General features: G+C 71.6%; 9 protein-coding genes and 2 pseudogenes. 7 read left to right on the forward strand and 4 right to left on the reverse strand.

Going from position 1 to position 13,399, the window contains the following annotated elements; genetic code table 11:
• A pseudogene (locus ABTU92_RS26720) lies at positions 1-390 on the reverse strand (hypothetical protein); the annotation flags it as partial.
• 44 nt (positions 391-434) lie between these two features.
• A complete protein-coding gene (locus ABTU92_RS26725) occupies positions 435-1,688 on the reverse strand; it encodes a TAXI family TRAP transporter solute-binding subunit (RefSeq protein WP_408094633.1) in 1,254 nt (417 codons plus the stop codon).
• An 804-nt stretch (positions 1,689-2,492) separates the two neighbouring features.
• Between ABTU92_RS26725 and ABTU92_RS26730 the strand changes: the two genes are divergently transcribed.
• The 3 genes from ABTU92_RS26730 (at position 2,493) to thrS (ending at position 5,219) form a co-directional block, all read left to right on the forward strand.
• Positions 2,493-2,735, forward strand: a complete 243-nt coding sequence (locus tag ABTU92_RS26730; RefSeq protein WP_408094634.1) for a DUF433 domain-containing protein — start codon at positions 2,493-2,495, stop codon at positions 2,733-2,735.
• Entirely contained in the window at positions 2,732-3,103 is a 372-nt protein-coding gene (locus ABTU92_RS26735) for a DUF5615 family PIN-like protein (RefSeq protein WP_408094635.1), read from the forward strand. The genes ABTU92_RS26730 and ABTU92_RS26735 overlap by 4 nt, the downstream gene beginning before the upstream one ends.
• 127 nt (positions 3,104-3,230) lie before the next feature.
• Positions 3,231-5,219: a threonine--tRNA ligase gene (thrS, locus tag ABTU92_RS26740; protein ID WP_408094636.1), complete on the forward strand. Its 1,989-nt coding sequence runs from the start codon at positions 3,231-3,233 to the stop codon at positions 5,217-5,219.
• Between the two features lie 16 nt (positions 5,220-5,235).
• On the opposite strand, the gene ABTU92_RS26745 is transcribed toward thrS, so the two are convergent.
• Complete coding sequence (locus ABTU92_RS26745; RefSeq protein ID WP_408094637.1) at positions 5,236-6,153, reverse strand: hypothetical protein; 918 nt, start codon at positions 6,151-6,153, stop codon at positions 5,236-5,238.
• A 233-nt stretch (positions 6,154-6,386) separates the two neighbouring features.
• Between ABTU92_RS26745 and ABTU92_RS26750 the strand changes: the two genes are divergently transcribed.
• Together ABTU92_RS26750 and ABTU92_RS26755 are read left to right on the forward strand one after the other, a co-directional pair.
• Entirely contained in the window at positions 6,387-8,681 is a 2,295-nt protein-coding gene (locus tag ABTU92_RS26750; RefSeq protein WP_408094638.1) for a YadA family autotransporter adhesin, read from the forward strand.
• Between the two features lie 597 nt (positions 8,682-9,278).
• Positions 9,279-10,397, forward strand: a pseudogene (locus tag ABTU92_RS26755) (hypothetical protein); the annotation flags it as partial.
• Between the two features lie 134 nt (positions 10,398-10,531).
• Here ABTU92_RS26755 and ABTU92_RS26760 read toward each other — a convergent pair.
• A complete protein-coding gene (locus ABTU92_RS26760) occupies positions 10,532-10,756 on the reverse strand; it encodes a hypothetical protein (RefSeq protein ID WP_408094639.1) in 225 nt (74 codons plus the stop codon).
• Between the two features lie 123 nt (positions 10,757-10,879).
• Between ABTU92_RS26760 and ABTU92_RS26765 the strand changes: the two genes are divergently transcribed.
• Both ABTU92_RS26765 and ABTU92_RS26770 read left to right on the forward strand, forming a co-directional pair.
• On the forward strand, positions 10,880-12,943 hold the full coding sequence (locus ABTU92_RS26765) for a YadA family autotransporter adhesin (protein ID WP_408094640.1): 2,064 nt from the start codon (positions 10,880-10,882) through the stop codon (positions 12,941-12,943).
• 89 nt (positions 12,944-13,032) lie between these two features.
• On the forward strand, positions 13,033-13,399 hold a 367-nt coding region (locus ABTU92_RS26770; protein ID WP_408094641.1), incomplete at its 3' end, for a hypothetical protein.

Below are 13,399 nucleotides of genomic sequence, written 5' to 3' on the forward strand. Positions count from 1 at the left end.
GGCGGTCGCGGCCGGCGGCATCGGCCCAGCCACCGGCGCGGCGAGGACGTCGAGATCCTGCGGCCCATGGTCAGGCGGTGCATGGACAGCCGGTGCAAGGTCAGCCGGTGCATGGTCCTGCGGCTCGTGCGCGGCGACGTCGCCGAACGGCACGCCGAGGATCACCTCCGGCTCGCGATGCGGCGTCGCCTCGGCGATCGGCGGCGCGGTGTCCTCGTCCTCGGCCGACTCCAGAAAAGCCGGCGGCTCCGGCGGGTCCGGCACGACGGTCGGTTCGGCGTCGCGCGCCTCCGGCGCGGTCTCGTCGCCGCGCTCCAGCCCGCGGCGCGCCCAGGGCGGCGCGTAGCGCAGCGGCACGGTCGATCCGTCGTCGTCGATCGGGGCACTCATGACGCTCCTCCATTCGACGTGGCATGGAAACAGGACGCGGCCGCTCAGCGGCGCTCGCGCGTCTCGTTCCAGCGCAGGAACTCCTGAAACAGCTTCTCGCGATCGGCCGGCGTCGCGGTGTCGTCGGCGGCGACGCGCCGGCTCGCCAGGAACTTGTCGAACTGCTCGCGCGACACCGGCGGCGGCGCGTTCTTGCGCAGCCACTCCTCGGCGGCCGGGAACCGCGCGAAGCCCGGCACCGTCGCGGCGAGGCTGGTCTCCCGCCATTTGGGATGACGCGGCGGCGCCTGCAGGGCGGCGAGCTTGGGAAACAGCGTCTCGACGAACCGCTCGATGCGCTTGTAACGGTCCGACCCCTTCGGCCAGCTCGGCGTGAACAGCACGGTGCCGACCGCCACCGTCTCGACCGCAACGCCCGGCGCCACCAGGCCCGGATAGTCCGCGGCCGACAGCACCGCCGGCAGGTAGTCGGCCTGCAGCGGCTTCGCGTAGGCGAGCGGCAGCAGCCGGAACGGCCCGGCCGGCAGCCGCGCCAGCGCCGGCGCCGGCTTGCCGGCGAGCAGCACCACCGCCTCGATCGCGCCGCTGCGCAGCTTCTCCATCGCGTCGGCGGTCGGCAGCGTGACGGTGGTGACCGAAACACCGAGCTTGTCGAGCACGTCACGGGCGATCAGCGCCGTGCCGGAGCCCGCCTCGCCGATCGCGACCGGACGGCCGGCCAGATCAGCGAGCGCGACGAAGGCCGCGTCGGATCGGACGAGGACGTGGATCTCCTCGTTGAACAGCTTGGTCACGATGCTGATCTTGTCGTCGAGCCTGCCGATGCCGCTCGGCCCCGAGAGGAGCGCCAGCGCGCGGGCCGGCGCGATGCCGAGATCGATGCCCTTCAGGAGGCGCACGTCGCGCACCGTCTGGGCGCCGCCGCTGCCGACGATCGGCAGAACCCGGAAGGCGTCGCCGTCGTCGAGCACGGCGGCGAGGTCGGTGACGGCGGCGAGCGCCGTCGACCCGGTTCCGCCGGCGACGATCGACACCGTGTTGGCGTGCGCGCGGTCGGCCGTGGTCGCGGCGTCCGGACGGCGGGCCGGCGGGCGCGGACGGGCCGGCGCCGTCGACGTGGAGGACGCCTCCGCCGCCGCGCGTGGCGACGCTGGCGCGCCGGCTGTCTGCGCGGCGGCGGAGGAGAGACCGACGAGCGCGTGGACGCTCACGACGACGAAGGCCGCAGCGGCCAGGACCGCGGTCGGGACGCGAGAACAGGCACACCGCCGGCATGCCCGCTGCAGGCCTTCATCCATGAAGCGTTCCCCGTGCTCCGGATGTGGTACTCGAAACGCGAACGCACTGCTCACAAGGACGACTGAAAACGAGTTCGACTCGAACGTGACTCGAACTCACGACGCTACGCTCACTGACGCGACGCTCTCTCACTCACGCTACGTTCACTCACGCTACGCTCACTGACGCGACGCACACTGACACTAAGCTCACGCGACGCTCACTCACCGACGCTGAACGCACCGACACGCACGAGACACAGGCACGCAGGGTCCGACGGCGCGCGCCGCAGCGCGCGTCGTGGCTCGGCAGACATCCTCGGATCGGCTCGACCGCGACCACGCCAGCCGACGACCATGCAGCCGCGGCACGATCGTGCTCACGTCGGCGCACCCGTCACGCGACCGCCTGGGCACGGTCCTCGTTGCGCAGACGTCGACGCGCCGTCACGTCAACCCGGATGTCTGATGTGAGATGTGCTGACTCCCCCTGTCCCCATCGGAACCGTGACTCGGCAATTTGGCGGCTTTGTGATCGACCTTAAGAATTCGTTAGGGATTGTGTCCGAGCCCGCGTGTCTTGCGCGACTCGCGCCAGCAAACAGCCCCGGCCGGCGAGCAGAGCGACCAAACAAATCATTTTCGTCCGGCGCGAATTCTTGTGACGGCGAACGCCGTTGCACGCGAAAATACCGTTGGCGCGAGGACTGCGCTCGTGTCCGCGGACGAGGCGCACCCGGCACAGCATTGTGCCGCGCGCGGGTTCGAAGCCGCCACCTCCGGCGTCGCGCCGAGCATGCTATAATTTCAAAAATGGAGGATCCCATGGCCGATCTCCTCGACAGAATCACTCTCGACCCCGCCGTTTGCGGGGGAAAGCCGTGTATCCGCGGAACCCGCATCTGGGTCTCTCTCGTGCTCGACCTGTTGGCGAGCGGCCTGTCCGAGGCGGAGGTGCGAGAGGAGTATCCGGCATTGTCCCGCGACGACATCCTGGCCGCGATCGCCTACGGGGCCGAGGCCTCACGCGAGCGTGTGATCGCCGTGTCCGCGGGTACGGCGGTGTGAGGATCAAGCTCGACGAGAATATTGGCCGACGCGGCGTGGACCTGCTCCGCCGCCAAGGTCATGATGTGGAGACGGTCCGGGACGAGGAACTGCACGGTGCGCCGGACCAAGCGATCTACGCCGCGTGTGTCGTTGAACGACGGACCTTGGTGACGCTGGACCGCGATTTCAGTCAGGTCCTGCGATTTCCGCCGGGTCCGACGGCCGGCCTCGTCGTCCTCGATCCGGGGCGTCCCGTGACGCTTCCGCGGCTGCTGGCACGTATCGAGGCGTTTATGACTCTCGCGCGCTCTCGCCGTGTCGAAGGAGAGCTGTGGATCGTCGAACCGGGTCGAGTTCGCGTCCACCTCGACCGAGACGCCGAATAGCAGGCCTCCACCGACGCCCTGACTCCCCCGCCTTGCACTTCGCCCCTGTCCTGCTATATGCCTCTCACATCGACAGAATCCGCTTACCTGCGTTCGTAGGCAGCGAGTGAGCAACAGGAGCTTTGCAATGGTCGCCCTGACCTTTCCCGACGGCGCGCGTCGGGAGTTCCCCGACGGCATCACCGGTCTCGACATCGCCAAGGGCATCTCGCCCTCGCTCGCCAAGCGCACCGTCGCGATGGCGCTCGACGGCGTGCTGTCCGACCTCGCCGACCCGATCGAGCGCGACGCGGCAATCGAGTTCGTGTCGCGCGACGATCCGCGCGCCCTCGAGCTGATCCGCCACGACGCCGCGCATGTGATGGCCGAGGCCGTGCAGGCGCTGTGGCCCGGCACCCAGGTCACCATCGGCCCGGTGATCCAGAACGGCTTCTATTACGACTTCTTCCGCAACGAGCCGTTCACGCCGGACGACTTCGCCGCGATCGAGAAGAAGATGAAGGAGATCGTCGCGCGCGACCGGCCGTTCACCAAGGAGGTGTGGTCGCGCGACGAGGCCAAGCAGGTCTTCCGCGACAAAGGGGAAAACTTCAAGGTCGAGCTCGTGGACGCGATCCCCGAGGATCAGACCATCAAGATCTACAAGCAGGGCGACTGGTTCGACCTGTGCCGCGGCCCGCACATGACCTCGACGGGCAAGATCGGCACCGCCTTCAAGCTGATGAAGGTCGCGGGCGCCTATTGGCGCGGCGACTCGAACAACCCGATGCTGACCCGCATCTACGGCACCGCCTGGGCCAAGCAGGAGGACCTCGACGCTTATCTGAAGCAGATCGAGGAGGCCGAGAAGCGCGACCACAGAAAGCTCGGGCGCGAGCTCGATCTCTTCCACTTCCAGGAGGAAGGTCCCGGCGTCGTGTTCTGGCACGCCAAGGGCTGGTCGATGTTCCAGTCCGTGGTCGCCTACATGCGCCGCCGTCTCGCCGCCGACTACGACGAGGTCAACGCCCCGCAGATGCTCGACAAGGTCCTGTGGGAGACCTCCGGCCACTGGGAGTGGTACCGCGAGAACATGTTCGCGGCGCAGTCGGCCGGCGACGAGGCCGAGGACAAGCGCTGGTTCGCCATCAAGCCGATGAACTGCCCGGGCCACGTGCAGATCTTCAAGCACGGGCTGAAGAGCTATCGCGACCTGCCGATCCGCCTCGCCGAGTTCGGCGTCGTGCATCGCTACGAGCCGTCCGGCGCCATGCACGGGCTGATGCGGGTGCGCGGCTTCACCCAGGACGACGCCCACGTCTTCTGCAACGAGGATCAGCTCGCCGAGGAGTGCCTGAAGATCAACGACCTGATCCTGTCGACCTACGCGGATTTCGGCTTCTCGGGCGACCTCACCGTGAAGCTCTCGACCCGGCCCGAGAAGCGCGTCGGCTCCGACGCCTCGTGGGATCACGCCGAGGAGGTGATGGGTCGGGTGCTGCAGCAGATCGCCGACCAGTCGGGCGGCAAGATCAAGACCGCCGTGAACCCCGGCGAAGGCGCGTTCTACGGGCCGAAGTTCGAATACGTGCTGCGCGACGCCATCGGCCGCGACTGGCAGTGCGGCACCACCCAGGTCGACTTCAACCTGCCGGAGCGGTTCGGCGCTTTCTACATCGACGCCGACGGCGCGAAGAAGACGCCCGTGATGGTGCACCGGGCGATCTGCGGCTCGATGGAGCGCTTCCTCGGAATTCTCATCGAGCACCACGCCGGGCACTTCCCGCTGTGGCTCGCCCCCGTTCAGGTGGTGGTCGCGACCATCACGCAGGACGGCGACGACTACGCCAAGGAGGCGGTGGCGACGGCGCGCCGGCTCGGCCTGCGGGTCGGCATCGATCTGAGGAACGAGAAGATCAACTACAAGGTCCGCGAGCACTCGCTGGCCAAGGTGCCGGTGCTGCTCGTCGTCGGCAAGAAGGAGGCGGCGGAGCGCACCGTGTCGATCCGCCGGCTCGGCTCCGACAAGTCGACCGTGGTGCCGCTCGACCAGGCGCTCGCCGCCCTCGTCGAGGAGGCGGTGCCGCCCGACCTCAAGCGGCTGAAGGCCGAGACGCCGGCCGTCGCGGCGGAGTGAGAAGGCCTCCGGCCGATCAGCGCGCCGGCGCGTCCGCGGCCGGCGCGCGTGCTTCGGGCTCCACCACGGCAGGTTCCACCGCGGCCAACGCCCGCGCGCCGGCCTGGACGAAATAGACGAAGATCGTCGCGCTCATGATCTCGAGACCCTCGCGGAGCGGCGGCAGGAAAGTGACGCGGTCGGGCTCCGGGCCGCGCCGCATGAACCCCTCCGCCTCGAGGTCGCGCAGCAGCGTCAGCACGTGCTTGCGCGACACGCCGAACTGGGTCGACAGGCCGTTGATCGAGAGGCGCACCGGATCGGTCGGCGGGAACGGCCCCTCCTCCGGCCCTTCGAGGGCGAGCGCGAACAACACCGCGACGCCGCCGTTGCGCTCGACGAAGGGAAACAGCCGGGGTGCGTGGTGCAGCATCCGGAAGCCGGCGATGTAGGGCTCGCCGAGCGCGCCGACCAAGGCGGCGACGAAGTCCGGCCGCTCCAGCAGCGCGCGATATCGCGCCACCTCCGGGACCACCATCTCGATCGCGTCGAAATGCGCCCGCCAGCGTTCGGTCTGCAGCGCGACGAGCGTGTCGGTCGGCACCAGCACGCGCACGCGCCTGTCGTCGCTCGCCGCCGGCGCGAGATAGCCGGCCGCCCGCAGCACCACCAGCATCGCCTCGCAGCGGCCGCGGCTGCACAGCTCGAGCCGCACGCACAGATCCTTCAGGGCGCCGACGGTGAGGCCCGGCTTGCCGTCGGCGCGGCCGTGATGGTGGAGGTAGAGCGCGACCACCATGAACAGCGCGCGGGCGCGGTCGTTCATCAGGAGGTTCAGAAGAGTGTTGCTGCGAAACAACGCGACGACGCCGCGCGCCTGCTCGCGCATCGCCGCCGAGAACCCCGGACGGGCCCGCATCGCGGCCACGGCCGAGACGGAAACCTCGGATACCATTCGTAATTTCACCGATCTACACGCACGCGAGCACTGCGGACTCACCCATCGAGGCTAGCAAATCCACCCAAATTTCCACAATTGCCGCCAAAGCCGCAGGCCGACACTTGGGAGCCTCGTTGTTCTAGAGGGGGCGCGGCATGCGGGACCACGACTGTCGATCGACGGCCGACCAGGGCGCACGCCGGACCTTCGCCCCCCGGTCGGACGGACGCCGAGCCGGGCGGCGCCGGATGCTGCTCGCTTCCGTCGCCGTGATCGCCGTGGCCGGGCTCCCGCACGGCGCCGCGGCCCAGCTGGCCTGCGCCGACGCCAACGGCAACGCCGACGGCGCGACGGCCACTGGAAACGCCGCGATCGCCTGCGGCTATTCGGCGGTGGCGAGCGGTAACGTATCGGCGGGCGTGGGCGCCTTTGCGGTGGCGTCGGGCTCGGCCACGGTGGCGGCCGGCTACAAGAGCGCGGCGAGCGGAACCTATACGACGGCGGTCGGATCCGAGAGCGCCGCCTCGGGCGAGTACGCGACCGCGCTGGGCGCCTCGACTACGGCGAGCGCCTTCTATGCGACGGCGACCGGATATCAGGCCCAGGCGACCGGCATGGCTTCGATCGCGTCGGGTTACAAGAGCGCCGCCGGCGGTGCCTACGCCGCCGCCTACGGCACGAACAGCACGGCGAGCAACGGCTACGCGACGGCGCTCGGCGCGTACAGCACCGCTTCGGGCAGCACCAGCACGGCGGTCGGCAGCGCCGCCGGCGCGACCGGAGACTACGCCGCCGCCTTCGGGGCCGGCGCCCAGGCAGGCGGCAACAGCAGCACGGCGCTCGGCCCCTACACGACCGCGAGCGGCAACTACGCGATCGCCGTCGGCTCGGACACGAGAGCGACCGAGATGGGAGCGGTTGCGACCGGTTTCCGGGCCGCTGCGACCGGCGTGTACGCCAGCGCCTATGGCAGCGACAGCGCGGCGAGCGGCAGCAACAGCACGGCGCTCGGCGCGGTGGCGCAGGCGTCCGGCTTGGCGGCCGTGGCGGTCGGCAGCCAAGCCACGGCGAGCGGCAACAATGCGGTGGCGCTCGGGGCGCGCAACACCGCGAGCGGCGCCAACGCGGTGGCGATCGGCTATCTCGCGACGGCGTCGGCGAGCAGTGCGATCGCCATCGGCACCAGCGCCCAGGCGACGGCCGCCAACGCCGTCGCGCTCGGCAACGGCTCGATCGCCAGCGAGGCCAACACGGTCTCGGTCGGCTCGCCCGCCAAGGAGCGCCGGATCGTCAATGTCGGGGCCGGCACGCTGTCGGCGACCTCGACCGACGCGGTGACCGGCCAGCAGCTCTACGGCACCAACGCGGCGATGGCGCAGATCCTCGGCACCGCGCTGAACGCCGACGGCACGATCGGGACGGTCAGCTACACGATCGGCGCCACGGCCTACACGCGCATCTCGGACGCCTTCGCGGCCGTCGACACGGCGCTCGCCGGCTACGGCACCAGCATCGGGACGCTGCAGACCCAGGTGACCGCGCTCACCGCCGCGGCCGCCTACACGGCCGTCAACTCCTCGGCCGCCGCGGCATCTGCCGCCGGCAGCGAGGCGGTGGCGCTCGGCGGCGGCGCGAGCGCGGCCGGCAACGGGGCGACCGCGGTCGGCGCCGCCAGCCGTGCCGCGGGCGTGAACAGCGCCGCCTTCGGATCGTCGGCCACCGCCTCGGGCGCGAGCGCGACGGCGGTCGGCGCGTCCTCCACGGCGTCCGGCACCGCGTCGCTCGCGGCCGGCAGTGGCGCGACCGCGAGCGGCGGCAATGCGGTGGCGATCGGCAGCAATTCGGTCGCCTCCGCCGATGGCGCATTGGCGATCGGGCTCGGCGCGTCGTCGACCGGGACCAACGCCATCGCGATCGGCACCGGCGCGAGCGCCACCGGCTCGGTCGCGGTCGGCAATCTCGCGTCCGCCGCCAATGGCGGCGCCGCCTTCGGCGACTACGCGGTCGCGACCGGCGCCAACAGCACGGCGGTCGGCCCCAACGCCTCGGCCGCGGTGAGCAACGGCGTCGCGATCGGCAACGGCGCCGTGGTGACGGCGGCGAACAGCGTCGCGCTCGGCGCCGGGTCGGTGGCGAGCGAGGCCAACACGGTATCGGTCGGCACCGCCGGCAGCGAGCGGCGCGTCACCAACGTGGCGGCCGGCGTCGCCGCGACCGACGCCGTCAACGTCGCCCAGCTGCAGGCCGCCACGAGCAGCATCGGCGCGTCGCTCACCACCCTGCAGGGCCAGGTCGTCGAGAACCAGCGGGAGGCCCGCCAAGGCGTCGCCGCCGCGATGGCGCTGACCACAGCGCCGATGCCGTCGGCCGCCGGCCGCACGAGCTGGGCCATGAACACGGCGGCGTTCCGCGGCGAGTACGCGTTCGGCGGCAGCCTCGCGCACCGGCTCGACACGGCGCGGCCGGTCGCCGTCACGGCCGGTTACGCCTACGCCGGCGGCGACAATCACGGCGGCCGCGTCGGTCTCGCCGGCGAGTTCTGAGCGCGCACGGGGCCGCAAGGGAGCCGCACCTGCGGAACGCGATGCCTGCGGGCACGGCCGGACGTCGCGTGCGCGGCGCACTGCTCGCTCGGTTGCTACGCTCCTCGAATCCGCCCGCCGGACGCCGGCCGAACGCGCATCCCTTGCTCCTGCGCGCGTGCGCGCAGCGAGTCGCGACGGTGGTCATGCCAACCGGCCCGGTCACGTTTCCATATTTGTCGGCATGGTTAATCGGCCATTAACCGATAACATGGCTATATGTCTATAGGCCTAAAAAATAGTGCGTCTGCATACCCCCTCCTGGAATAGCCGGCTCGATCCCGAGCAGGCCAATTCCGGGGCTTTCGGGAGGCCGCACCGTGATGCTGCGGAGCGGCGCAGCCCGACCCGCAAGACCAAGAACTGCGTCGATCTACGAGCCCTTGGCCGCGACGGCATCGGGCCCCCGGAGCGTCGCGTCGTCGACGATGCTCGGCCACTGAAATGCGGAGCGACGTGACGATGGTTACCTATGGACTGAAGTATCGCAAAATTCTGGCGGCGAGCGGAGCCGGCTTGTGTGCGATGGCGGCGCTCGCGGCCACCCCGAACCCGGCCATGGCACAGGCCGTGTGCGACATCAGTGCCAGCGGCGGTCCGGCCGGCCCGAACGGGGCGACGGCGACCGGCCTCGGAGCGACGGCATGCGGTCAGGCTGCCGCGGCCGCCGGAACCGCCACGACGGCGATCGGCGCGAATGCGACAGCCACGGGCGATTACGGGACCTCGCTCGGCGCCGTGACGGGCCAGAACAACGGCGCCACCCCCGGGATCGTTTCCATCGGCACCTTGGCCAACTCGCTCGGCGGCGCGGGGGCCTACAGCACGGCGATCGGCGCGGCGCCGTACACGACGCCGTACAGCGCGGCCACCAGCGGCGGGGACTACAGCATTGCGATCGGCGGAGGCGACAAGGTCGGGGCGAACCCGGCCGTCACGAGCGGCACCGGCGCCATCGCGATCGGCGGCAGCAGCGTGGCGAACGGCACTGCGTCCATGGCTCTCGGCTTCGGCGCCACAGTGATCGGTACGGACAGCGGCGCGGTCGGCAACGGCGCGCGGGCGATCGGCAACAGCAGCTTCGCGATCGGCGACACCGCCTCGGCGACGGGCCGCATCGCCAGCGCGTTCGGCGCGCTCGCCAATGCGGGCGGCATCTTCTCCAACGAGGGCACGACGGCGATCGGGGCCGGCGCGCTCGCCGGGACCGGGGCGGCCGGACAGACCTATGCCACGGCGCTCGGCGCCAATGCGCAGGCGCAAGCCGCGAGCGCGGTCGCGCTCGGCAACGGCGCGATCTCCAGCGCCGCGAACGCCATCGCTCAGGGGACCGGGGCGCTGGCGCAAGCCGCCAACGCGATCGCGGTCGGCAGCGGCGCGCAGGCGAGCGGCGCCAGTGCCATCGCACAGGGCAACGGCGCCCTGGCGAGCGCCACGAATGCCATCGCCCAGGGCACCGGGGCGCAGGCGACAGGCACCAATGCGATCGCGATCGGCACCGGCGCGGTCGCCACCGGATCGGTGGCGGTCGGCGCCGGCGCATCGGCCGGCAACGGCGGCGCCGCCTTCGGCGACGGCGCAGTCGCGACCGGGGCGAGCAGCACGGCGGTGGGTCCCAATTCCAGCGCGACGGTCGCGGGCGGGGTCGCGCTCGGCAACGGCGCCGTGGTCACGGCGGCGAACGCGGTCGCGATCGGCTCGGGCTCGGTGGCGAGCGCGCCCGGCACCGTGTCGTTCGGCTCCGCCGGCAACGAGCGCCGGCTCACCAATGTCGCGGCCGGCATCGCCCCCACCGACGCCGTCAACATGAGTCAGCTGACGAGCTTCGCGACCGGCTTCCAGTCGCAACTCGCCGGCCTGCAGACCCAGGTCGCCGACAACCAGCGCGAGGCGCGCCGCGGCGTCGCGGCGGCCGTCGCGACCGCCAGCCCGCCGATGCCGTCGGGGCCCGGCAAGACCACCTGGCAGGTCCGCGGCTCGACCTTCAACGGCGAGTTCGGGGTCGGCTTCGGGATGGCGCACCGGCTGACGACCACCACGCCGCTCGCGGTCGTGGCCGGCTACGGCAACGGCGGCGGCACCGATCACACCGGCTATGTCGGGCTGGGCGGCGAGTTTTGCCGAGATGGCGGCGAACTCTCCTGGCCGGAGCAACCTGCGTGGTCGCCCTCCCGTTGTGGACTTCGCCGGTGGCGGCGCAGTTCGTGTGCGAGTCGGTCGCGGGAACCGGCCAGGGCGCCAACGCAGGCACGTCGGGCTCGAACCTGGCCTGCGGCGCCAACGCCCAGGCCGGCACCGGGGCCGGCCAGTTCAGTGCGACTGCGGTCGGCGCGGGCGCGAACGCGGCAAACGTCAACACCACGGCGATCGGCCAAGCGAGCACGGCGTCGGGCGGCGGCGCCACGGCGCTCGGCGTCGGCAGCACCGCCTCGCAGGGCGAGAGCATCGCAGCCGGCGCCGGCTCGACCGCCTCCGGACTCGCCTCGACCGCGGTGGGCTTCGGGACGACAGCGTCGGGGTTCGGCAGCACTGCGGTCGGCAGAGGCGGCCGCGCCGCCGGCGACAACAGCAGTGCGGTCGGCTTCAACGCCGTCGCGGGCTGGGACATTTCCGGGCTCGATGCCTTCACCAACAGCGGCACCACGGCGATCGGCCAGGGCGCCCAGGCCGGAGCCGGAGCGGCGGGCCAGGCCGATGCGACGGCGGTCGGCCGATCGGCCCTCGCCAATGCGGCGTCCGCCACGGCGCTGGGCGCCGGGGCGCAGGCCAACGCGACGAGCTCGATCGCGATCGGCGCTGGCAGCGGTGCCGGCAGCGCGGCCTTCGTCGACGCGACCTCGGCCAACGCGATCGCGATCGGCAACGGCAGCAAGGTCGACCCCAACAGCCGGGGCAGCATCGCTCTCGGCAGCTTCAACACCGTGACCGGCGCCGAGAGCGGAGCCATCGGCGTCGGGCTTCGGGTCGCCGGCACCGGCAGCTTCGCCATCGGCAATCTCAACACGGTCAACGCCAATTCGAGCTTCGTCTACGGCGGCAACAACACCGTCAACGGCGCCGCCATGGGGGGCGTCGGCAAGATCCAGGTGATCGGCTCGAACAACACCGTCGCCGTGACGACGACCGCTGCCGGCGCCTCGGTGATCGGCTCGGACAACTATGTCGACGCCCCCAACGCGATCGCGATCGGCAACGGCCTGAGCGTGACCGGCGAGTCCGCCGCCGCGATCGGCACCGGGGGAACCGCGTCGGGCCGGATCTCCGCCGCGTTCGGGGCGCTGGCGAATGCCGGCGGCACGTTCGGCAACGAAGGCACGCTGGCGCTCGGCGCCGGCGCGCGCGCCGGCACGGCGGCGAGCGGCCAGACCTACGCCACCGCGGTCGGCGCCAACGCGCAGGCGCAGGGCGCCAACGCCATCGCGATCGGCGGCAACGCCGCGACCGGCGCCGGTGCCGCCGCCTACGCGACCGGGACCAACGCCGTGGCGATCGGCAACGGCAGCCAGGCGACGGCCACCAATGCGATGGCCCAAGGCACCGGGGCGCAGGCGACCGGCGTCAACGCCATCGCGATCGGCACCGGCGCGATCGCCACCGGCTCGGTCGCGATCGGCGCCGCGGCCTCGGCCGGCAATGGCGGCGCGGCCTTCGGCGACGGTGCGGTCGCAACCGGAGCGAACAGCACCGCGGTGGGTCCCAATTCCATCGCGACGGTCGCGAACGGCGTCGCGATCGGCAACGGCGCCGTCGTCACGGCGGTGAACGCGGTCGCGATCGGGTCCGGCTCTGTCGCGAGCGCACCCGGCACCGTGTCGTTCGGCTCGGCCGGCAACGAACGGCGGCTCACCAACGTGGCGGCCGGCGTCGACGCCACCGACGCCGTCAACGTCGCCCAGCTCCAGGCCGCCACGAGCGGGATCGGCTCCTCCATTGCCACGCTTCAGAACCAGGTCGGCAGCCTGCAGACGCAAGTGACCACCAACCAGCGCGAGGCGCGTGCCGGCACGGCGCTGGCGCTCGCCGCGACCAGCCTGCAGTACGACCAGCGGCCCGGCAAAGCCTCGCTCGCCGCCGCGTTCGGCAACTACAAGGGCCAGTCGGGTCTGGCGGTCGGGCTCGGCTATGCGGTGAGCGAGCGCTGGCGCGTCAACGCCACCTTCTCGGGGGCGCCGGACGTAAGCGACTACGGCGTCGCCGCCGGCGCCTCCTTCACGCTGAACTGAGCCGGGTCGCACGACGCGGCGCGCGGTTGCGCGACGCGCGACTTCCGGTAACTTGAGACCGAACACGTCGCGATCATCCCCGAGGTCCCGTGCCGAAACTGAATGTCTTCGTCCCGCGGCGGTCCGCCCGCCGCTCGCTCGTCGCGGCGATCCCGGCCGGTCTGCTGCTCGCCGGTCCCGCCGCGGCCCAGCCGGTCGAATGGGCCAAGATGCCGCGCATGCAGCTCGAGCGGCAGTTCGCCGGGCCGCTCGCCGACACCGTGATCCAGCGCTGGCGCGATCCGGCCGACGGCACGGTCTGCTACGTCTACCTGCCGATCAACGTGCCGCACTCGGCCCCGACCCAATCCGGCTACGTGCAGTACGGGCCGGCCAATATCGGCTCGATCAGCTGCATGCCGGGAGCCGCTGCCGGACCGGCGCCGAACGGCGCGGCGCCGCGCCGTGCACCGCCGG

This window comes from Rhodoplanes sp. SY1, from assembly GCF_046000175.1.
Lineage (GTDB): Bacteria > Pseudomonadota > Alphaproteobacteria > Rhizobiales > Xanthobacteraceae > Rhodoplanes.